The 21,530-nt window shown below is 62.4% G+C and carries 20 protein-coding genes and 1 pseudogene; 13 read left to right on the forward strand and 8 right to left on the reverse strand.

The genetic code is table 11. The features are described 5' to 3' along the window. Together GFD25_RS12025 and GFD25_RS07630 are read left to right on the forward strand one after the other, a co-directional pair. Window positions 1-655: pseudogene (locus GFD25_RS12025) on the forward strand (hypothetical protein); the annotation flags it as partial. Between the two features lie 46 nt (window positions 656-701). Further along, window positions 702-1,553: a zeta toxin family protein gene (locus tag GFD25_RS07630; protein WP_338024640.1), complete on the forward strand. Its 852-nt coding sequence runs from the start codon at window positions 702-704 to the stop codon at window positions 1,551-1,553. A gap of 82 nt (window positions 1,554-1,635) precedes the next feature. On the opposite strand, the gene GFD25_RS07635 is transcribed toward GFD25_RS07630, so the two are convergent. Beyond that, complete coding sequence (locus GFD25_RS07635) at window positions 1,636-1,818, reverse strand: hypothetical protein (RefSeq protein WP_163231529.1); 183 nt, start codon at window positions 1,816-1,818, stop codon at window positions 1,636-1,638. Between the two features lie 14 nt (window positions 1,819-1,832). Then, on the reverse strand, window positions 1,833-3,995 hold the full coding sequence (locus GFD25_RS07640; protein WP_163231532.1) for a type IA DNA topoisomerase: 2,163 nt from the start codon (window positions 3,993-3,995) through the stop codon (window positions 1,833-1,835). Window positions 3,996-4,152: 157 nt separating this feature from the next. Here GFD25_RS07640 and GFD25_RS07645 point away from each other — a divergent pair, with 157 nt between their 5' ends. Then, window positions 4,153-4,614: a hypothetical protein gene (locus GFD25_RS07645; protein WP_163231534.1), complete on the forward strand. Its 462-nt coding sequence runs from the start codon at window positions 4,153-4,155 to the stop codon at window positions 4,612-4,614. A 101-nt stretch (window positions 4,615-4,715) separates the two neighbouring features. Here the strand turns inward: GFD25_RS07645 and GFD25_RS12560 are convergent, their stop codons facing one another. The 4 genes from GFD25_RS12560 to GFD25_RS07665 all read right to left on the reverse strand — a co-directional run bounded on the left by GFD25_RS12560 (window position 4,716) and on the right by GFD25_RS07665 (window position 6,828). Beyond that, a complete protein-coding gene (locus tag GFD25_RS12560; RefSeq protein WP_163231536.1) occupies window positions 4,716-4,919 on the reverse strand; it encodes a helix-turn-helix transcriptional regulator in 204 nt (67 codons plus the stop codon). 87 nt (window positions 4,920-5,006) lie between these two features. After that, window positions 5,007-5,330, reverse strand: coding sequence for a hypothetical protein (locus tag GFD25_RS07655; protein ID WP_163231538.1), 324 nt, complete (start codon window positions 5,328-5,330; stop codon window positions 5,007-5,009). 179 nt (window positions 5,331-5,509) lie between these two features. Next, window positions 5,510-6,466 carry a tyrosine-type recombinase/integrase gene (locus GFD25_RS07660; RefSeq protein ID WP_163231539.1) on the reverse strand — a complete coding sequence of 319 codons (957 nt, stop codon included), beginning with the start codon at window positions 6,464-6,466 and terminating at the stop codon, window positions 5,510-5,512. 77 nt (window positions 6,467-6,543) lie between these two features. Next, window positions 6,544-6,828 (reverse strand): hypothetical protein, encoded by a 285-nt coding sequence (locus GFD25_RS07665; RefSeq protein ID WP_163231425.1) that lies wholly within the window; start codon window positions 6,826-6,828, stop codon window positions 6,544-6,546. A 231-nt stretch (window positions 6,829-7,059) separates the two neighbouring features. Between GFD25_RS07665 and GFD25_RS07670 the strand changes: the two genes are divergently transcribed. The 4 genes from GFD25_RS07670 to GFD25_RS07685 are packed head-to-tail and all read left to right on the forward strand — an operon-like array spanning window position 7,060 to window position 11,411. Next, window positions 7,060-8,694: a SpaA isopeptide-forming pilin-related protein gene (locus tag GFD25_RS07670; protein WP_163231541.1), complete on the forward strand. Its 1,635-nt coding sequence runs from the start codon at window positions 7,060-7,062 to the stop codon at window positions 8,692-8,694. Between the two features lies 1 nt (window position 8,695). Further along, window positions 8,696-9,784, forward strand: coding sequence for a hypothetical protein (locus tag GFD25_RS07675; RefSeq protein ID WP_163231543.1), 1,089 nt, complete (start codon window positions 8,696-8,698; stop codon window positions 9,782-9,784). Further along, entirely contained in the window at window positions 9,736-10,788 is a 1,053-nt protein-coding gene (locus tag GFD25_RS07680) for a class C sortase (protein WP_239512473.1), read from the forward strand. Before GFD25_RS07675 ends, GFD25_RS07680 begins: the two co-directional genes overlap by 49 nt. Before the next feature lie 59 nt (window positions 10,789-10,847). Continuing rightward, window positions 10,848-11,411 (forward strand): M23 family metallopeptidase, encoded by a 564-nt coding sequence (locus GFD25_RS07685; RefSeq protein WP_163231548.1) that lies wholly within the window; start codon window positions 10,848-10,850, stop codon window positions 11,409-11,411. Window positions 11,412-11,455: 44 nt separating this feature from the next. Here the strand turns inward: GFD25_RS07685 and GFD25_RS07690 are convergent, their stop codons facing one another. Then, complete coding sequence (locus GFD25_RS07690; RefSeq protein ID WP_163231550.1) at window positions 11,456-12,331, reverse strand: bifunctional hydroxymethylpyrimidine kinase/phosphomethylpyrimidine kinase; 876 nt, start codon at window positions 12,329-12,331, stop codon at window positions 11,456-11,458. Between the two features lie 366 nt (window positions 12,332-12,697). Between GFD25_RS07690 and GFD25_RS07695 the strand changes: the two genes are divergently transcribed. From GFD25_RS07695 to GFD25_RS07715, 5 genes are all read left to right on the forward strand, one after another. Beyond that, complete coding sequence (locus GFD25_RS07695; RefSeq protein ID WP_163231552.1) at window positions 12,698-14,014, forward strand: O-acetylhomoserine aminocarboxypropyltransferase/cysteine synthase family protein; 1,317 nt, start codon at window positions 12,698-12,700, stop codon at window positions 14,012-14,014. 346 nt (window positions 14,015-14,360) lie between these two features. Further along, window positions 14,361-14,900: an ECF transporter S component gene (locus GFD25_RS07700; RefSeq protein ID WP_163231555.1), complete on the forward strand. Its 540-nt coding sequence runs from the start codon at window positions 14,361-14,363 to the stop codon at window positions 14,898-14,900. A gap of 133 nt (window positions 14,901-15,033) precedes the next feature. Next, on the forward strand, window positions 15,034-16,662 hold the full coding sequence (locus GFD25_RS12400) for an ABC transporter ATP-binding protein (RefSeq protein WP_163231557.1): 1,629 nt from the start codon (window positions 15,034-15,036) through the stop codon (window positions 16,660-16,662). After that, complete coding sequence (locus tag GFD25_RS07710) at window positions 16,625-17,461, forward strand: energy-coupling factor transporter transmembrane component T family protein (protein ID WP_239512474.1); 837 nt, start codon at window positions 16,625-16,627, stop codon at window positions 17,459-17,461. The genes GFD25_RS12400 and GFD25_RS07710 overlap by 38 nt, the downstream gene beginning before the upstream one ends. Before the next feature lie 8 nt (window positions 17,462-17,469). After that, on the forward strand, window positions 17,470-18,504 hold the full coding sequence (locus tag GFD25_RS07715; RefSeq protein WP_239512475.1) for an Lrp/AsnC family transcriptional regulator: 1,035 nt from the start codon (window positions 17,470-17,472) through the stop codon (window positions 18,502-18,504). 25 nt (window positions 18,505-18,529) lie between these two features. On the opposite strand, the gene GFD25_RS07720 is transcribed toward GFD25_RS07715, so the two are convergent. Then, window positions 18,530-20,281: an acetolactate synthase large subunit gene (locus GFD25_RS07720; protein WP_420837551.1), complete on the reverse strand. Its 1,752-nt coding sequence runs from the start codon at window positions 20,279-20,281 to the stop codon at window positions 18,530-18,532. 481 nt (window positions 20,282-20,762) lie between these two features. Here GFD25_RS07720 and GFD25_RS07725 point away from each other — a divergent pair, with 481 nt between their 5' ends. Further along, a complete protein-coding gene (locus GFD25_RS07725; RefSeq protein ID WP_239512476.1) occupies window positions 20,763-21,518 on the forward strand; it encodes an ABC transporter ATP-binding protein in 756 nt (251 codons plus the stop codon). Window positions 21,519-21,530 lie beyond the last annotated feature (12 nt).

Here is a 21,530-nt window from a genome sequence, read left to right on the forward strand (position 1 = left end):
CAAGCATAGCCGGTGTACGTACACCGGCTATGCTTGCTACGACATTCCCGCCCCTGTGGGGTGGGTCGTTTTCGTTATCTCCATTTCATCGTTTTCGTTGCGTTTTTCGGCCGGACATTTTCGTTATGGCATCGAGGAATGGAGTCGGTCACGGCGTAGTTCATATGTCCTGTTGCGCGACTTTGGCGTTCTTCATACACGTGATCTGCTCAGTGAACCTGTTAGTGTAGAATCTCTCAGTAAAAGATTGGAGGATGGTATGCCTGCTATCGCGAAGGATTCCAGAACGCTTGCCGCCGGCATCTCAACGCCGGCCACGCCGGCGGAAGTCAACATCGCGTATCTCGATGCGCCGAGACCCACTCTGGATAGTGTGAGCGACACCGTGCTCTATGACATTTTCTATGAATCCGGCACCCAGGCCGGCGGATACATGGTCGCGTTGGAGAACATGGCACGCAGACACGGCGATGATCGTTCGGCGCGTCTATGGGCGGAACGCCGCCGCGCGATGATGGACGAACGGGATGAGGTGCGCCCCTTCGATCGCGGCGCACAGATCGCGTTCAAGATCAAATGGGATCGCATGGGAAAGGAAATGAGCCACGCCCTTCATCAGGGCACGGCATCCTTTCTCGGAACAGTATCTGCATGACGTTTTCGATCGGCAAATCAGAGATGACGTCTTCAGAAAAGCGACCATCTCACGCCGCCCTTTGACTATTTTTCTCGGAGGGCAACCGGGTGCCGGGAAAACACGAGGGCAGAACCTTGCCATCGCTCTTCATCCCTCGGAATCGCCGATAAAGATTATCGGCGATGATCTGCGGCAGTATCAGGATGATTACTGGGAGCTTATCGAGAAGCATCCCCTTGAAATGCCGGATGCCACAAAACAGTCCAGCGGAACATGGATAGCGATGTGTGTCGCCGAAGCGAATCGACAAGGTTATTCCATCGTTATTGAAGGAACCTGGCGCAACGCGAACACGGTACTGGACGAAGCTCGAAACGCGAAGGACCTCGAACGCCGCACGCATGCCGTAATCATGGCGGTGCCCAAAGAACTGTCCCGCATCTCCATTTTGGAACGCTACTACAAGGACAGGCTGGATGGGAAGCCGTCTCGGTGGACGCCGTTAGCCGCACATGACGAAACCGTCAAAGGACTGTATTCATCGGTCAAACAAATCGCCGACGATTCCGCCATTGACCGATTCACCATCGTGGACAGAAACGGAACCTGTCTCTTTGACGAAACGGACATGGGCATACGCAGAAAACATGGCGCGGAAATATGGTTCAAGCACCATGATCGAACGCTTACCGATGACGAACTATCCCAGGTCAAAAAGCAGCTATCGATCGTGGAACTAGGGCTACGGGACGACGGAATCGACAATCCGGAAGCCGAACAAGTGATCCGCGATACGAAAGCTCTCGTCATGTCGAAAAGAGAAACCCTATCCCTCATCAAGGAACGAGCTGAACAACGCCTCGCCAATCAGGATGATTCCCCGATCATCTTGGTTACGCCAAAGTATAAACGCTGACATACGCCTGTTCCGGAGAAAAAGGAACGCGATGCGACATGTCCTTAAATGACATGTTGCATCGCGTCCTTTTGCCGTTGTCTTAACCACGATGGAAGAACAGCGGCTTCCGGTCTCTATCTTCTTGGTTCTTTTCAGGACTTGGTTGGCTGCCGTCGGCCTTTGGGCTGATGACAGGGCCGTCGTTCATGGTTTCCCAGAAGTCGGGCGGGAAGAAGTTCTTGACGTCTTTTGCGGGTTCCCGCAGTTCGTTTTCGCTGGTCATGATGTCGGTTCCTTTCATCGGTCGAATTGCATGCGTACGCCGCGTTCGGGGTCGATCGCGAGGATCGCGTCGAAGCCCTTGCCTGTTCGTCTGCTGACGAAGCCGGATACTCGCGTCTGTTTGCCGGCGAGCAGTTTGCGGATGGTTGCGTCGGTGAGTTTCTTGCCGCTGAGCGTGCCGAAAATCTTGAAGCCGCATCCCTCGGTCTGTTTCCATTCGCCGTCTGCGGTCTTCTCGCTTTTGTTCGATGAACACTGCCATAGACTGCCGGTCTTGATGACCGGTTTACCGCATCGCGGGCATGCTCCGAACGATTCCTTGTCCGTCTGCGCGGGACGTGGGACGTGTGCGAGTGATGCTTCTGCTTTTTCAGGAATCGCTTCGCACAACGACGCGACCTGTGAGAGAAAGTCCCGCTCGATACCGTCGATATTGTCGCGGGACTCCGCGAGGTCGGTGAGGGTCTGTTCCCATCGTGCGGTCAGCGCGACGTCCTTGAGCTCCGGCGTGACGACCGAGATGAGCAACCGTCCCTTGTCGGTGGATCGCAGCTGCTTGCCCTTGCGTTCGACGTAACGGCCGGACACGAGTTGTTCGATGATGCCCGCTCGCGTGGCCGGCGTGCCGATGCCGCCGGAATGCAACGCGTCGTCGTCCAAGGCGTGCTTGAGGTTCTTGTCTTCGAGCGTGCGGCTGGCGTGTTCCATCGCGGACAGCAGGGTGGCTTCGGTATATGGTTTCGGCGGTTTCGTCTCTCCCTGCTTGACGGTCACGGGGCCGACTGGTCCGGTGATGATGCCGTCGGTGAGATTCGCCGGGATGACCGAACGCACAGGGTCGGTTTCATCGTTGTTTTCTTCCGCTGCGACTGCCGGCTCGGGGCTGATGCCCTTCCATCCGGGCCTGATCGTTTCGTCCGATCTGCTGGTCCAGATCATGTCGTTGCCGCCGTCGAGTTGCGCTTCCACGGTGGTGACGAGATGCGTGTGGTCGTCGCCGATCGCCTCCCACATGCGGCGCACGATTCGCACGGCCACATGGCGTTCGCCGTCGGTCAGACCGGCGAGTCTGCTGCCGTCGAGTTGCAGCGTGGGCAGTATCGCCGTGTGCCCGGCGACCTTGCCGTCGTTGACGGTCAGCTCAAGTCGCGGCGCGGGCGTGAGCGTGTGCCGGTCCACGAAGCCTTGCACGATTCGCTGCGAGCCGGTCAGCTGTTGCAGCATGGGCAAGTCGTCGCCGGTGATGTACTGGCTGTCCGTGCGCGGATAGGTCGCGAGCTTCAGTTCATACAGGTGCTGTAACGCGGCGAGCGTGGCTGCTGCGGTCATGCCGTGAAGACGGCTCATGTCCTTCTGCAACGAGGTCAAATCGTACAATCGCGGCGGCTTGTCGTGCACGGTCTTGCGTTCCGTCTTGAGGATGCGGAAGACGCCGTTTTCGGCTTCGGCACACAGGTTTTCCGCAACGGCCTGGCTGTCGATCCTGGAACTGGTGAGATGCCATCCGCCCATGTCCGCGATCACGGTCCAGAACAATGTCGGCTTGTGGCCGGCGATCTGTTCGTCGCGCGCGACGATCATCGCGAGCGTGGGCGTTTGCACGCGTCCGACGTTCAATCTCTGGCGGTATGTGAGCGTGTAGGCGCGTGTCGCGTTCATGCCGATCAGCCAGTCGGACTTGGCCCGCGCGTCGGATGCGGCGGCCAATCCCTGATAGTCGTGAATGGGCTTCATGCCCTGCCACGCGCTGCGGATCGCATGCTCGTCCAGACTGGCGACCCATAGGCGCAATGCGGGCTTGTGGATGCCGGAATGGGCGACGATGCGGTGGAAGATTCCCTCGCCCTCACGGTCGGGATCGCACGCGTTGACGAGCGTGTCGACATCCGGTCGGCGCATGAGAGAAACGAGCGTACGGTAGCGGCTGCCGGCTCCTTTTTCGCTTCTGATCTTCCACTTCCACTGCTGCGGGATGATGGGCAGTTGGCCCATCGACCAATGCGGGTCCGACCATTGTTCGTACCCGTCGGGTTCGGTCAGATCGACCAAGTGGCCCTGCGCCCACGAGACAAGGTTTCCGTCTGCCTGGATGTAGTCGTCCGACTGCTGCGGGTTCGGATCGAGCGCCTGCGCGATGGCGAGGGCGACCGATCGTTTCTCCGCGATCACGAGTCTCATTGCGAGTCTCCTTCTGCACGAATCTTCCTATGCTGTTCCATTCCAGATTCGTTCCAGACCCGCGTTTTTTGGACGGACACAGAACACGTTTACTTGCTCCGCCGTTAACTTGGTTGCTTCCGATAATGTCCGTCCAAAACCTGTGTTGACTCCGGTTATGGTGCTTCTGTCGATACGAGTTTTTGGACAGGAAGGACCGATCATGTCGAAGCCTAGGGAACGTAACAAGGTGATGCGTCAGCTCGCTGCGGATGCGCTTGAAGCCGAGTTCGAGGCGTTGAAGCAGCGGCGTGCCGCGTTGGCAGAATTGGGTGTGCAGTTGGACGATATGCGGTATGCGATCGACGAGTTCCGTACCGCCGCCGCCACGCTGGAGAAGGAACAATCGATCAGCCGCTCGTACATCGCCGAGGCGTTGCAAATGACCTCGCGAGAGAAGGCCGCCGTATGGCCGCCGAAGAGCCGTAAGGAACGAACGGAAACGTCGAACGAATCAACGGACGACCAAGCTGCTGACAAGTCCATCGACTCTGCCGGTTCCGAAAATGCGTCAGACATTTCAGCGACGTATTCTGCTGATTTGCCGGCGTCTTATTCGTACGCTGCCCAGCAGTACTGACCAAGATTGATTAGATACATGTTGTCGGCCACCTGCCCTTGCAAGTGGCCGACAACATGGAATGCGGCTCGTCGAAGACCTGCGACGGATCTTCTACGATCCTATTCGTTCAGTCCATTCCAGAAGTCATCGAGGGTTATTCCCAGCGCCGAGGATATTTCGTGCGCGGTCCTGAGACTTATGCCGCGCGGATCACGGAATCCGGTTTCCCAATCATGCAACCTTTGCACGCTAACGCCGCATCGTTCCGAGAGGTCTTTTCGTTTCGCGTACCCGGCTTGCACCCTCATTGATTCAAAAGACATCACGCCTCCATGTCTGCGGCAAAGTGTTCATCGGTGTCGGGGGCGACGCAACAGTTCGCGACGCCCCAAACGGTCTGTGCGACAAAGTTACCACTGCGGTACGGCCTTGATGATTTCGTCAACCACCTGGTCGGACGTGAGAGCACTGAAGTTGAAACGCTTGTCCTCGATCTCCCTCACACAATCATCGTCGCTGAGCCGCCATTCGCTGCGGGGAAGCCAGTAGTAGGTGATCTCGCAGATCGGACGATCCGGCTTTCGGCAGAACGAAGCGACCATTACGATGCCGCGACGCTTGGTCTGTATTTCGATGAGCTTGCCCAAGCACCAGTCGTCGGTCTTGACCCACTCGAACAGTCCGGTCTCATTGAGTTTTTCGGCGATCTTGTTTACCGGTCGTAGAGTCTTCATGTTGCGTCCCTTTCTTGCTGACACCATTTATTATACTCTGTTCGGAGTATAATAGCAAGTTCGATCCGCTTTTTCCAAGGTAATGTTTTCTTCCAGGGGCAAAGTTGCATTTTTATCAATTTTGCTTCCGCTGCAAAAACTTGCTCCCTCATGACTTACGCGAATGGTGTTTTAATGCACTATTCGCGTTCTGCCGTTGATAGGTGCGTCATGCCGATTCTTGCCGTGTTGATGTCGTAGACGACGATATCCGTGCCGACGATCGGGTTGGCGGGTCTGGTGATGATGAGGTCTGTTCTGGTTGCTGATTCGACCGCGTTGCGCATCTCGTCCTGTACGAGTCCGATGTAGCGCATGGTGGTGGCGATGTTGGCGTGGCCGAGCATGCGGCTTACGAGGACGATGTTGCAGCCGTTGCGATAGTAGGAGACGGTCGCGAACCTTCGACGGAGACTGTGCGAGGGGTAGCCGGTGGCTCGTTTGATGCGTTTTGCGACGTAATCGACGCCGCAGTGGCCGCCTACGGTTCCGGGGAACAGCCACATGCCTTCGCGTTTGCGCAGCACGGCCGCCAGACGTGCGGGGACCGGCATGGTGCGTTCCTTGTTGCCTTTGCCGTGGATGAGCAGCAGCAGTCCGTTCGGGGTTTCCTGTAGGTCGCTCATGAGATTGATCCGGGTCATTTCGGCTCTGCGCAGACCGCAGAACGCTCCGAGCATGACGGCGAGCCTCGTGTCTTCCTCGGGACTGGCGATGCCCTGTTCGATGTGGTCCTCGGGGCATATCTGGCCGGACGGCAGCGACATGGGCATGGTCGGCACTTCGTCTGCCGGGTTACGTGACGCGATCCCGTGCTGCACGGCCCAATCGTAGAAGCTCTTGATGCAGCTGCGCATGCCACGACGCCCCTCGGTGCCCATATCGGCGATGTAGAAGATCAGATCGTCGCCGGTCACGTCGGCCACCGGTTTATCGACCTTTCTGGAGAACCGGTTTATCTGGTACCAGCGCGTGCGCATCGTCTCCTTGGATCGGCCCAGTGCCCGCTGCCATTCGATCCATTGCTCAAGGGGTTCTTGCCAGTCGTCGCGAGGTTCGACGTGTGCGCAGTTTCGGCGGGTACTCCAGTAATTCATTCGCATGCTCCTTCGCATAGAAAAAGGGAGGTGATGTAACCCCATCACCTCCCGGAAGCAATGCTATTCCAGGCCGGTCACTCGTGTTCGGCGCAGCACGCGCACGATGACGAAAGGCTCAAACCCCAGATCGCGTACAGCATCGTGACGAACCGACTCGATACGGTGAACCATACCGTCCTGACGTCTTCATCCCGGTTCTCGCCGTCTACCGCCTTGTAGAAGCCGATTTCGTCAGATTCCGACTGTATATCGGACGGTCGCTGGTTCAAGCCCAGCCGCAGGAGCTTGTTGGAAGCCTCGGGTCCGCCCGGGGCTTTTTTGTTTTCGTCACGGATGTTCCGATCATCGTTTCCGTCCATCGTGTCGCCAACGTGTATGTGGACAAATGTGGATTGGCGAAAATCATCCACAAAAAATGTGGAACGACACGCCGAGTGTGGATAACCCGGTACCTTTCGACCACATACCCCGTTTCGGCTGGACGCGTGAGGGCGTCGCAAGGCATCGTTGAACCACTCGCCCGGCACCTGCGCCGGAGAGCGTCTGACACAGCCATATCAGACACGGTCGCATCCGAGGAAGGAACGATGATGAACATACGAACAGACGCGAATCCCGCCCTGGCCGGGCGTATCGCCAGATGTCTCGCCGCCGCGGCATGTCTGACGGCCATGCTTGCGTCAGGCGCCGCGAATCCGCCTGCGGCGATGGCCGCGGATGGGAACCTGACCATTTCGTCCGGAGACAGCACTTCGCTGTCCGGCCACACATTCGACGCCTACCTGCTGGCCACGTACACGGACGTCGAGCTCAAGGACGCGGCCACCGTGCAGTCCGTCAGCGCGAACCCCGCAAGTGGTTCGGCCTCCACTTGGATATCAACGGCGCTCAAAGCCGCCAACGTCAATGTGGACGCGAGCGCCGGCCAGAACCCCGCCTCGCAGATGCTGCGGCAGGGCACCGGATCGCAGGCCTCGCGCGTCATCGCCGCCACATTGGAAGCGAACAAGGCCGATCACAAGCCGACCAAGGCGAACCAGACCGCCAACGGGTCGACGTTGTCATTGACGATGGAGGAAGGCTTCTATCTGATCACGGATTCCGCCGGACTGCCGATCATCGCATCCACCACCATCAAGGGCGCCTCATCCATGGCGTCCGGTTCCGCTTTGGGGTCCGTGTTCATGAAAAGCAAGGTCGCGCAGCCCGACAAGGAGATCAAGAACGCCGAAGGCGTATGGAAGGAAAGCGCCGCAGCCACGAACGGCGAGACCCGCGAGTTCCGGGTCAGGTTCACCGTGCCGAACGCGCTTGCCGCCGACACCCTCACCGTCGATGACGTGATGGAAGGCATGGGATACGTGACCGGCACGTTCAAGGCCGTGATCTCGGCCGGCAAAAACGCCGGCAAGGATGTGACCGCACTGTTCGGCACGCCCGGTCCCTCCCCTTCCGGGGAAGGATACCGTGTCGTTTCCAGCGAACTGCTGATCGACAACTATCAGAACCAGCAGGTGGAGTTGTCCTATAGCGCGAAGATCGTCGATGCCGACAAGGCGAACGCCGCCACGAACACGGTCACGGTGACGGTCGAATGGCGTCCGGGAACGATCCCGCCCGGAGTGGAACCGCCCGACCCCGGCGAGGATACCGTGATCGTGCCCACCTACGACATCGACCTGCGCAAGATCAGCGCGGCCAGCACCGGCCAGCATCAGATTCCCGTGGCGGGGGCGAAGTTCACCATCAAGAACGAAACGCTTGGCGTATGGCTCAACTGGGACGAGAAGACCCGGCAATGGTCCTATGTGGATTCGGCGGGCAAGGCCCAGGAACGCGCCACCGACGACAAGGGAATGATCAGCTACGACAGCCTCGGTGCGGGAACTTATCTCATCGTGGAAACGGTCGTGCCGAAAGGGTACTTCGGATTCGTCAAACCGAGTTTCCGCGTGACGATCGACGATGACGGCGTCACGACGATCGCCGGTGCCGAACATGCGGGCCTGACCGCCGGCGTGACCAAGGCGGATGGAACCGCCGGCACTCCGGTCGCCGTCGTCAAGAACGTGGACAACATGACCCAACTGCCCATGACCGGAGGTACGACCATGGGACTCATGGGAGCCGGAGGCCTGGGCGTGCTGCTGTGCTCCCTGGCAAGCGGACTCATGGCGTGCAGGACACGCCGCAACAGCATCGGACCGGCATCATGGGGGTCGTGACATGGATAAGCGTATCGGATACCGGGCTCGTGCCGCCGTCTGTTCCGGCACGGCGCTCGTCTGCACGGTGCTCGTCTGCATGGGCATGGCGTTCACGCCCTGTGCCATGGCGGACGTATCGGAACGGGACGAGGAGATCGGGCGGGAGCCGATCGCGGCCACCGGCGTGAGCGAGGATGATGGCATCGGCTCCGGCGATAGTGCCAACGCCGATGGCAACGGCGACGATGACTCCCGGCAGTCCCTGCAGGACGACGTATCGCCGCTTGCGCTCTGGAACAGTCCGCCGACCCGAGGCTGGATGAAGTTCCTCGACAAGGACGACAACGAGCAGGCCTCCAAACGCATCACCGTTTCCGGACAGGATTCATACCGGATGCCGTCGATGGACGGCGTTCCGGATGTGGACTACCACGCCGGCCAAGGACTGAGCGGAAATGCGGACTGGAAACCGATCGCGTGGCAGTCGCAATGGTTCGACGTGGGCGGCAAGTGTCAGTGGGATTACACGCTCGCCCAATGCCAGATCACCGGCAACGGCGGATTCGAGCCTCCGGTCATTCAGGGCGAGCAGACCATGCGGCGGTTCCGGCCGGGCGACACGGTGAAGGCGCCCACCGCCTCCGGATCGAATCCGTGGTGGGCTATCTACCACAACAGCTGGGCGATGTACATCGAACAGATCAGATATGCGCCCAACGGCGGGACCGGATCGATGCAGTCCAATTCCGCGAACGTGTCCGCATACGACCTGAACGGCGACGCGTACGCCTACAGCATGCCCGCCACGGTCTCCGCCAACGGGTTCGTTCGGCCGGGATACCGGTTCACCGGGTGGAAGGCCCGTGCGACCGGCGTCATCTGGCAGCCGGGCGACACCTGCTGGCTGTCGGTAAGCAACAATCCCACCTCCACCTACAGCGAATACCAGATCCTCGACGCGCAATGGGAACGTCTGCCGCAAGCCACCTCGATGCCGTCGACGGGCGGGACCGGCATGCCGTTGTCGTATGCCATCGGGGCCGGACTGTGCGGAGCCGGATGCTGTGGCATCGGCGTGGCATCCCGTCGATTCGGACGGCGGCGGTGAACCGTGAACCGTCGTGTTCCCGGGAATTCGCCGCCGCGGATTGGACGGCGATACTCCATGGCGAACGGCCCTCGTCGACCCGCAGGGAACGTACCGCATCGCGTCGCCGATGTGATGCGGTACGTCGCCGGTTCCGCGCGTTATTGGCCATCTGCGTCGTCTCCGCCGTGGCCGGGGTGACGGTATTCGTATGGGTCGGCGTATCGAGGGGGATCTCGCAGCGGGCATCCGCGGCGGCGGTGGCGCAGGCCCGTACGGATGCCGCCCGTACACGGGCTTCGTATCATGAACGCGTCGTTCATGCCCGCGCGTACAACGAGCAGATCGCCGCGACGCCGCAGGTCATCGGCGAGGTGCTGTCCGAGGAGGGCGTCGCCGACGGTGATTTCACGTTCGACGAGGACCGGGAATATTGGCGGGCCCTGGATATGGGCGACTCGATCATGGCGTTGCTGCGCATACCGAAGATCGGTCTGGAGCTTCCCATCCGGCATGGTGCCGGCGAGTATGCCCTTTCGAACGGTCTGGGTCACCTGCATGGCACCAGCCTGCCGGTGGGAGGAGCGTCCACCCATGCCGTCGTCACCGGTCATCGCGGCCTGGCCGACAGGGAACTGTTCACCAGACTCGATGAGCTGGTCGTGGGAGACCCGTTCTACGTCGAACTTGCGGATGGCGAGATCCTCGGATATCGGGTCGAACGGGTCCTGGAAACCGATCCGAAGGACACCGATCGGTTACGGATCGAACGGGGACGTGACCAGGTCACCTTGGTGACCTGCACGCCGATCATGCTCAACACTCGGCGTCTGCTGGTCACGGGAATCCGTGCGGACATGCCCGACATCGTGCCATTGCCCGACTCGGCTCCCGCGGACCGCCGTCCCAAAACGGCCTCGGCGGCGGTCTCCGGAACCTTCATGGCGACGGGCTGGGCGGCGGTGTCGATACGCGGCGCCCGACGCCGTGCGACGGGTCGTTGCCGGCATGGGCGAATTGACTGAACCGGGAAAGCGAGAACATCATGCGTGATCATGAACGCAGACGGCGGATGCGTTGCCGTATGGCGCGCGAACGAAACCATGAGGAACGGCGTCGCCGCCGGCTCTCCGCCGCATTGTGCGGTGTCGTCGTGATGTCGGCGCTGGCTGCGGGCTCCATGGGCGGCGGCCGGGCGTATGGCATGGCGTCGGCCGACGAAAGCGCATCGTACGGATGCGTTTCCGCCATGGTCTGGCCATTGCGCGAACCGACGGTGACGAAGGCCTTCGACGCGCCGGAGCAGCCCTGGCTGCCGGGGCATCGTGGCGTGGACCTTGCCGCGAAGGATGATATGAAGCTGATCGCGCCGTCCGACGGCATCATATCGTTCGCAGGACAGGTGGCCGGCAAATCCGTGGTCAGCCTTGCGGCGAACGGGCTGATACTGACCTTCGAACCCGCCGTGACCGACCGTGACGTGGGCGCGCGGATACGGCAGGGCGACTACTTCGCGCGGGTTTCCCGCGGATCCGACCACTGCGACGGATCCTGCGTGCACTGGGGCGTCCGCCGCGCGAACGGCGATTACGCCGATCCGACCGGCCAAGTGGGAGAACGTCGCATCGCACTCAAGCCGGTGGTCTGAGCGACGTTCTCCAATGCCGGAGTGGACGGGCGATGGTCGTACGGTCAGCGAACCAGCGAGGTCAGTTCCGCGAGGTTGAGCTCGAAGCTGACGCCGCGCTCCTCATAATGCGGCTGGTTGAGCGTCGACGCCATCGCATGGCGTACGAATTCGCCGGCTATGTACGCAGATTCGGCCAGCCCGCGGCCGGCCATCACCGCGCCGCACAACGCCGAGGCGAACGCGTCCCCGGTGCCGTGCGTCATGTACGGCAGCTTCTCGTGGGCCAGCTCACGTTTGGCGGACACTCCGGTCGAGGCGCTCGCCACATAGTTGCGGATCAATCCGTCGCCGCGGTCGATGCCCTTGAGCACCACGTTGCGCACGCCCATGTCCAGCAGCGCGCCGAGCAGGCCGTCCACGGCCGCGTCGTCAAGGTTTCGTCCCGGATACCGCCGTCCGGTCAGGATGGCCGCCTCGGTCAGGTTCGGCATGAGCACGTCGGCCCCGTTCGCCAGGGCTCCCATTGCCTCGCACAGTTCGGGCGTGTACGTGGGATACAGTTCTCCGCCGTCGCCCATCACCGGGTCGACGAGTCGCAACGCATGCGGGTATTCGCGGTAGAGCCGCTGGATGATCGCCACTTGGTCGGGAGATCCGAGAAACCCGGAATACACGCCGTCAAGATCGACGTTCTCCTTGCGCCATGCATCCAGATAGCCGTTCAGGATGTCGGTCGTGTCATGGAACGTGAACACCGCATATCTCGTATGCGCCGAGAACAATGCGGTCGGCACCGGGCATACGTCGCAGCCGGCCGCCGACAGGATCGGTATCGCGGCGGTCAGCGAGCACTTGCCATAGCCGCACATGTCATGAACGGCGGCCACGCGCGGAATGTAACGCGGGTCGCGGTCATACAGCATCACGTCGTCGGTCATAATCGTCCTTTCGTCGTCGTGCAAGACTTTAGCCGTGCTCGTGACCAATCACGTAATCGCGACGCGTCCTGACGAGACCATGGCTGATCGCGCGGCACGCCGTCCCCGGAGCCGGCGTCGGGCAATGCGGCGCGCCACGGCGTGTCGCGGTCGGAACCGCCGTGTTTTTCACGGATGGCCAGGCACCGGAAACCTCATGATGCCAAGGGTTGATAAAGGGGTATAGGCAACCGTGATAGCGTCCGGCTTGCGCGCTTCGCCATCATGCTCGTAAGGTCATAACCAACGCCTCGCCGAACCGGTCGGACACCATCCGGCGGGCGGCGACTGAACGAACAAACCGCAACCCCACCGAAGGAGCGCATCATGACCGACCCGAACAAGAAGTACCATTTCGAGACCCTGCAGCTGCACGTCGGTCAGGAGGAGGCCGATCCGGCCACCGACGCCCGCGCCGTGCCAATCTACCAGACCACCTCCTACGTCTTCCATAACTTCGACCACGCCGAAGCCCGCTTCGGACTGGCCGACCCGGGCAACATCTACGGCCGTCTGACCAACTCCACCCAGGGCGTGTTCGAGAACCGCATCGCCGCCCTCGAAGGCGGCACCGCCGGCCTGGCGGTCGCCTCCGGCGCCGCGGCCGTCGAATACGCGGTGCGCAACATCACCCAGTCCGGCGACCACATCGTCTCCTCCAAGAACATCTACGGCGGCACCTTCAACCTGCTCAAGCACACGCTGCCGCGCGACGGCATCACCACCACCTTCGTCGATCCGGAGGTCCCTCAGAACTTCGAGGACGCCATCCAGGAGAACACCAAGCTCGTCTACTTCGAGACCTTTGGCAACCCGAACGCCGACCTGCCGGACTTCGAGGCCATCTCCGCGATCGCCCACAAGCACCATCTGCCGGTGATCGTCGACAACACCTTCGCCACCCCGTACCTGTTCCGTCCGCTTGAGCACGGCGCCGACGTCGTGGTCGAATCCGCGACCAAGTTCATCGGCGGCCACGGCACCACCCTCGGCGGCGTGATCGTCGAAGGCGGCAAGTTCAACTGGGCCGAGGTGCCGGGCAAGTTCCCGACCCTGACGGAGGCCGATCCGTCCTACCACGGCCTCAACTTCTACGAGGCCCTCGGCGGCGCCGCGTTCGTGACCCGCATCCGCGCCATCCTGCTGCGCGACACCGGCGCCACCCTGTCCCCGTTCTCCGCGTTCCTGCTGCTGCAGGGCACCGAAACCCTGTCGCTGCGCGTCGAGCGCCACGTCGAGAACGCGCTGAAGGTCGTCGAGTACCTGCAGACCGTGCCGGAGGTCGAGTCCGTCTCCCACCCGGCGATCGAGGGCCGCCGCGACCATGAGCTGTACAAGAAGTACTTCCCGAACGGCGCCGGCTCCATCTTCACCTTCGACATCAAGGGCGGCAAGGACGCGGCACGCGTCTTCATCGACAACCTGCACCTGTTCAGCCTGCTCGCCAACGTGGCCGACGTGAAGTCCCTCGTCATCCACCCGGCCTCCACCACGCACTCGCAGGAGACGCTGGAGGAGCTCGAGGACCAGGGCATCCATCAGGGCACCATCCGCCTGTCCATCGGCACCGAGAACATCGAGGACATTCTCGACGACCTCAAGGGCGGCTTCGAAGCGGTCCGCGCCTCCGGCCTTGCCAAGTGAAAACCAGGCAGGACCAGGTAAGGCGATGAGACGGCCGCGGTAGCGCCGCGCATCGATCCCGCCTTCCTCCAAGGCTCCTCTCCGTGCGGGGAGGAGCCTTTCGCGTTTCGCGCCATTGGCATGTACGGCCATCCCGCTCCCGGCGTACAATAAACGCCAGCCACGCGAAATCACGTTCCGTATTTTGATATCTTGAAACATCTCCCGCTTCATAGGTTTCAAATCCGCGTATAATACTGCGCGGAATCAATGAGATGGAAGAGACGCGCACTGCGGTTCGCGGTTCGTGGCCGCTTCCGGTTGCGGTTCCGTCGCCATCAGTCATCGCAACGAGAGAGGAACCAGTATGACTGCACGCACCCATCAGGCGTTCAACGCCGCCACCATCCCGCTTATCGCCGTCATGACGGCCGTCACCACCGTCGTGACCATGTTCGTTCAGATCCCCACGCCGACCCGCGGCTACCTGAACCTGTCCGACACCATGATCTTCTTCTCGGCCTATGCGTTCGGCCCGTGGATCGGCGGCATCATCGGCGGTCTCGGCCCGGCCCTGTCCGACCTGATCAACGGCTACCCGCAGTGGGCGATCTTCACGTTCGTCATCGACGGAGCACAGGCGCTGATCGTCGGCCTGCTGCTCAAGGAATTCAAGCCGTTCAACGTGATCGCCGTCTCCGTGCTCGCCGGCGTGTGGAAGGTGTTCGGCTACTTCATCGCCGGAGGCATCCTCTCCGGCTGGGGTCCGGCCCTCGGCGAAGTGCTCGGCAACAGCTTCCAGATGGGCGTCGGCCTGATCGTCGGCCTCGCCCTGTTCTCCGCCGTGCGCAAGGCGTACCCGCCGCTGGTGCGTCTCGGCAACCTCGGCGTCAAGGCCTCGGCCTGATCTCCGTCGTCCCGCATCCGGGACAACGTGACGAATCGGCTCTCCTCGCGCAGCGAAGGGAGCCGATTTTCTTGTCACGGCCATGACGCATCCCGCCCAACGACCCGGCACGCCACACGATAGGATAGATCGAATGAGTTTGGACACCCTGATCGAGACGCATGAACTCGGTTGGCGATATGCGCCGGTCGTCGATGGCGGCCGTCCCATAGACGGCCTCGGATCCGTCACCGTCACGATCCGGTCCGGCGAGTTCGTCGGCGTGGTCGGCCCGACAGGGGCCGGCAAGTCGACGCTGTGCATGGCCCTGACCGGCATCATCCCGAACCTTGCCGACGGCGAAATGACCGGTAGCGTACGCGTCGCCGGCATGGATACCGCAACCGTCGGCGTCGCCGAACTGTCCTCCCGAATCGGCTACGTACAGCAGGATCCCGAATCCCAGTTGTTCTGCTCGTCCGTCGAGGACGAAATCGCGTTCCCGCTCGAAAACCGCGGCATGGACCCGGCACTCATGGACTCGCGCATCGACGAGGTGCTGCGGCTGGTCGGCATGGAGGACTACCGCACCCGCATACCCACCAGCCTGTCCGGCGGGCAGATGCAACGCGTCGCGATCGCGGCGGCGCTCGCCGCCGACCCCGACATCCTGATCCTTGACGAGCCGACCGCAGCGCTCGATCCGGACGGACGACGCGAAGTGTTTGCCGCGCTCGATGCGCTCCGCCGCAACCGTGCACGGCATGACCTGACCGTCGTCATGGCCGAACAGGACACGTCGCATTTTCCCGGATGGGCCGACCGCATCCTCGTACTCGATCACGGCAACCTGGCCGAACAGGGCGACGTCAGCCTGTTTTCCGAGCGCCGGGAACTGTTCGACCGGCTGGGCGTCGCGGTGCCCGACGACGTCGAACCGGACCTGCGCATCATCGCGGACGATGCGTCCACGCCATCGCGATCCGGCGACGAGCCGATCATCACGCTGGACCACGTCACCTACCGGTACGCGTCCGGCGGCCGTACCGATACGGCGCAACGTCCGCCGGCGCTGGACGACGTGACCTGCACGATCCCGCGCGGCGCGTTCGTCGGCCTGATCGGACGCAACGGCTCCGGCAAGACCACCCTCGCCAGACACCTCAACGCACTGCTCACTCCCGTCAGCGGCCGGGTGACGGTGGACGGCCTCGACACGCGCAGGCACACCGTCGGCCAGATGGCCACGCACGTCGGCTTCGTCTTCCAAAACCCCGACCATCAGATCTTCTGCGCCACGACCCGCGAGGAAATCGGCTTCGGTCCGAAGGCGCTCGGACGGACGCCGCAACAGGTCGAGACCGCCGTCGACAAGGCGATGCGATTGTTCGGTCTTGAACGGTTCGCCGACGTCTCACCGGCCACGCTCGGCTATGGAGACCGCCGCGCCGTTGCGCTCGCCTCGGTGCTGGCGATGGATACGCCGGTTCTCGTGCTCGACGAGCCGACCGCCGGACTCGACCGCAACCTGTCGACACGGTTCCTCGACACGGTAGCGGAATTGAACCGCGCCGGCACGACCGTCATCATGATCAGTCACGACATGGCCGCCGTCACCCGGTACTGCACGCACGTCATGCGCATGGACGACGGACGCCTCGCCGAATACGGCCGCCTTGACCGTACCGTCGCTCCATCCGATCATGACCATGCCCATATCCAGGATTCGCGCCATGATCCGACGCATGAGAACCACACGAAAGGGAATGACGATGGACGCTGACCTGTACGTGCCCGGCGACGGATGGCTGCACCGCGCCGACCCGCGCGTCAAATTCGCGCTGTCGCTCGCCCTGCTGGTCATGTGCCTCATCTGGCGCAACTGGGCGTTCATGCTGTCGATGCTTGCTCTCGAACACATCCTGCTTGCCACCGACCGCGTGCCGGCCGAACGCATCGCATGGGTATGGCGGACCCTCGCCATGCTCATCACGCTCATCGTCGTGCTCTGGCCGATCTTCGACCCGAGCGGAGGACATGAGATCTGGCGGTGGGGCATCCTTCGGCTCACGCGGGAGAACCTCGTCATGGCGGCCGTCATGGGACTGCGCATCCCGGCGCTCGGCTTCGCATGCTTCCTCACCCTGTTCACCACCAGCCAGCCACGCCTCATCCGCGGCCTCGTCGCCCTCGGCATGCCGTACCGCGCCGGCCTCACGCTCGCCACATCGTTGCGTTACATCCCGGTGTTCTTCCGCATCTTCCAATCCGTCTCGGCGGCGCAGCGGGCGCGCGGCCTCGACCTGAACGGCAGATCCGCCGTCGGGGGAGCGCACAATCCGTTCTCCGCGCTGGTCGCACGGTTCAAGTCGTATCTGCCGGTCATCGTGGCCGTGCTCATCCGCGCCTACCGCATGAGCCAAGGCGTCGGATGGGCGATGGAATCGCGCGGTCTCGGCATGCCCGGCGTCGCCCGCACCTATCGGGTGAGCCTGCGCATGCGCCCCGCCGACTGGCTGCTGCTCGCGCTGACCGTCGCCGGTGCGATCGGCGTGGCCGCGGCGATGATCATGATCGGATGAACATGGACATGACGAAAGAAGCAGAGTGCATGGACGCGACGATCGACATCCGGCGGCGCGACCTCGAAGTCGTATCCGCATTGCAATTCGACGGCCGGATGCCGATGGCGGCGCTCGCCGAGCGGCTTGGCATCTCCGTATACGCGGCCACCGAAAGCTATCGACGGCTCACCTCGGCCGGCGTGATGAGCGTGGTGCCGGTCGTCAACCCGTTGTCGTTAAGCGACTATTGCCAGGTGATCGTCGGCCTGCGCATCAACGGCGAGCGCGGCGAGGCGATCGCACGGCTCAAGTCCATGCCGCAGGTCACCTATGTGGTGCGCGCGCTGGGCGATGCGGACATCATCGCGGAGGCGGTCGTCTACACGAGCGCGGCGATGGATCGGTTCCTCAAATCCGATTTGCGACGGCTGCCCGGGCTGGAGCGCATGCAGGTGTTCTCCTGTGCGAAGCTGATCCTTGACGATCATAATGTCAGTGTGGTCAACCGCATGCTGAAGGCGTGCGGAGGGCGTGCGATGCTGGGCAAGCGCGATGCGAACGTCGGTGCGGACGTTCCGGTGACCGTGCTGGGGGAGAGGATGGCGGAAACGTTCAACGCGTTGCAGGAGGACGGTCGTGCCAGCTACGCGTCGATCGGCGCCAGTCTCGGTGTGACGCATGCCGCCGTGCGTGGCCGGGTGAAACGGCTTGAGGACGCCGGCGTGATGCGCGTCATGGCCACGGTCAGTCCGATGCGGCTCGGACGGTTCAGCCAGGCGTTCATCGGGTTGGCCGTCCGCCCGCCTTACGAGCTTGACGTCGAACGTCTGCTTGGCGTCGACGAGGTCACGTATGTGATGAGCGGTGTCGGTCTTGGTGGCGCGGACTATCTGGTCGAGGCGATCGCCGATGACGATGACGCGTTGTGGCATGCGGTCGATCGTTCGATTCGTTCGTTGGACGGCGTCACGCAGATATGGTGGGCGACCACGGTCGGCGTCGAGAAGGAGAGTTACTGGCTCGAACCGCCTGTCGAGGCCGCCCGGCTCGCCGAAGGCTAGCGGCGGTGCGGACGGCCTCGAAGGTTCAGCTGTTGAGTTCCAGTTCGCCGAGCTTGTCGGTGAGCTTGATGTTTTCGCTGTAGTCGACCGGGCAGGCGATCACGTGCACGCCGCCGTCGGCCATCATCGCCGTTTCGATGGCGGGTTTCAGGTCGTCGGCCGACGTGACGAGATGGCCGTGCGCGCCGAAGCTTTCGGCCAGTTTCACGAAGTCGGGGTTTCTGAAGTCCACGTCGTCGTGATGTCCGTTGTGCAGGTCCATCTTCCATTTGATCAGGCCGTACGCCTCGTCCACCCACACGAGGATCACGATATGGCAGCCAAGCCGCACCGCCGTTTCGATCTCCTGCATGTTCATCATGAAGCTGCCGTCGCCCATCACCGCGAGCACCGGCCGGCCGCGTCGGGCCAGCGATGCGCCGACCGCGCCGGGCAGCGTCCAGCCCATCGTCGACAGGCTGTTGTCGATGATGCAGGTGTTCGGCAGATACGTCGGGTACAGGCGTGCCATCCACATCTTGAGCGCGCCCGTGTCCACGAGCGCCACGTCGCTGTCGTTCAGCGCCTTGCGCGTGTCGTAGACGATGCGCTGGGGCTTCATCGGGAACGATTCGTCGTCCTTGCAGGACTCGAATTCGTGCATGAGCAGGCCGCGGATGTCCGATTCGGCGTTCGAGAACGTGATGTCGCGTTCGCGCAGCGTGTCGATCAGCTGGGTGAGCGTGGCGTCGATGTCGGCCATGATGTTCAGCGTCGTCGTGTAATGCGCGTCCGTGTCCTCCACGAACGTGTTGATGTGGATGATCTTCTTGTCGTTCTTCGGGTTGATCTTGACCGGGTCGAACTGCTGGATCGAAAAGCCGATCGCGATGATGAGGTCGGCGTCGTCGAACGCGAAGTTCTCGTAGTCGTGGCGCATGAAGCCGACCACGCCGAGCGCGTTGCGATGCCGGTCGGAGAACACGCCCTTGCCTTCGAACGTGGTGGCCACCGGCGCGTTGAGCTGCTCGGACAGGACGCGCAGCTGGTAGTCGGCGTGCGCGCGGCTCACGCCGTTGCCGGCGAGGATGATCGGATGCTTCGCCTTGGCGATGATGTCGGCCGCGGCGTCGATGTCGGCCGGCGTCGGCACGGTGTGTACCTGCAGGGCGCGGCTGAGCGGCTCGGCGTCGGCCGGCGCGGCCTGTTCGGCGATATCCTCGGGCAGGATGATGCAGGTCGCCGCCGGACGCTTGCGCTGGGCGAGCGCGAACCCCTTGCGCACGGTTTCGGTGACCGCATGGGGACTCAGGATCATGTTCGTCCAGCGGGTGATCGGTCGGAACACCGACACGAGGTCGATGATCTGATGCGATTCCTTGTGGATGCGGCTGACGCTGCCCTGCGCGCACAGGGCGACCAGCGGCGTGTTGCTCGCGTTCGCGCACGCCACCGGCAGCGTGAGGTTCAGGGCGCCCGGGCCGAGCGTGGCGAGGCACACGCCGGGCTTGCCGGTCAGATGCGCGTAGGTGAGCGCCATGAAGCCGGCGCCCTGCTCGTGCCGCGTGACGACGAAGCGGATATGGCCGTCGCGTTCCAATGCCTCGATGAACGGGATGTTCTCCTCGCCCGGGATGCCGAAGATCACATCGACGCCCTCCTGCACGAGGCATTGCACCATGAGATCGGCGACGTTGCGCTGATGATGGCGGTCGGTGTGCGGATGGGGCGCGGCCGCGGCGTCGTGGGATTGCGTGTCGCCGTTGCGGTCGAGTCCGTCGCGAAGGCGCGATTCGATGCGGGCGAACAATGATTCGTTATGCTGTTCTGTCACGAGTTGACGAGTATAGCGGAGTGAATGATCGAACCGGTGTTACGGATGATATATGGACGTAACAATGCGGTGATTGAGGAGCGAATCCGGGAAGGACTCGGAGATTCGCCCCGTTGACGGATGCGTTTGCAGGGCGAGATTCCGGGGACTTCGGTAATCTGCCCCGCTGGAGCACCGTTATCCGAAGCCTAACGCCGATGATTTCCGGGATCTGCCCCGCTGGGACCATTGCCCGTGGAGCTTTTCGCCGACGATGTCCGGGGTCTGCCCCGCGGAAGGACGTATGACTGCGGCGCGATATGCAGGCGAGGGCGGTTCATCCTTGCGGATGACGTCGAGAGCGACATGTTTCCGCCTGCCGCACGATGTCGCCGACGGCCATCCTTCGCGAATATGGAACCATCATCCGATATCCGTCACGAGGAAACGAGGAATCATGGAAGGCATGGTCAACCCGACCGCCATCGAGGCGATCGACCTGGTCAAGGACTATGGGCAGGGCGACACCGCCGTGCACGCGCTGCGCGGCGTCAACGTGCGTTTCGAACAAGGCAAATTCACGGCCATCATGGGCCCGTCCGGCTCCGGCAAATCCACGCTCATGCACACGCTCGCCGGACTCGACTCGGCCACGTCCGGCCGCATCGTGTTCGACGGCGCGGACATCACCAAGATGAACGACAACCAGCTCACCCTGCTGCGTAGGCACAGGATCGGCTTCATCTTCCAAAGCTTCAACCTGCTGCCCATGTTCACCGCCGAACAGAACATCCTCATGCCGCTGACGCTCGCCAACGAGAAGCCGGACCGCCGTTGGTTCCGCCAGCTCGTCGAGACGCTCGGTCTCAAGGATCGGCTCGACCATCGACCGAACGAACTGTCCGGCGGTCAGCAGCAGCGCGTCGCCATCGCCCGCGCGCTGATCTCCAAGCCGGCCCTCGTGTTCGCCGACGAGCCGACCGGCAACCTCGACTCCGTCTCCAGCGCCGAAGTGCTGAGCTTCCTCAAGCGTTCGGTCAGGGAACTCGGCCAGACGATCATCATGGTCACGCACGACGCGGTGGCCGCCTCCTACGCCGACCGCGCGATCGTGTTCGCCGACGGACGCATCGTCGCCGACGTGCCGAACCCGAACGCCGAGCAGATGAACGAACTGCTCATGGCCGAACGCGAGCGCGCCACCCGCGCCGCCATCCGATAAAAGGAATCCCAT

This window comes from Bifidobacterium aerophilum (genome assembly GCF_010667685.1).
Classification (GTDB): Bacteria; Actinomycetota; Actinomycetes; order Actinomycetales; family Bifidobacteriaceae; genus Bifidobacterium; species Bifidobacterium aerophilum.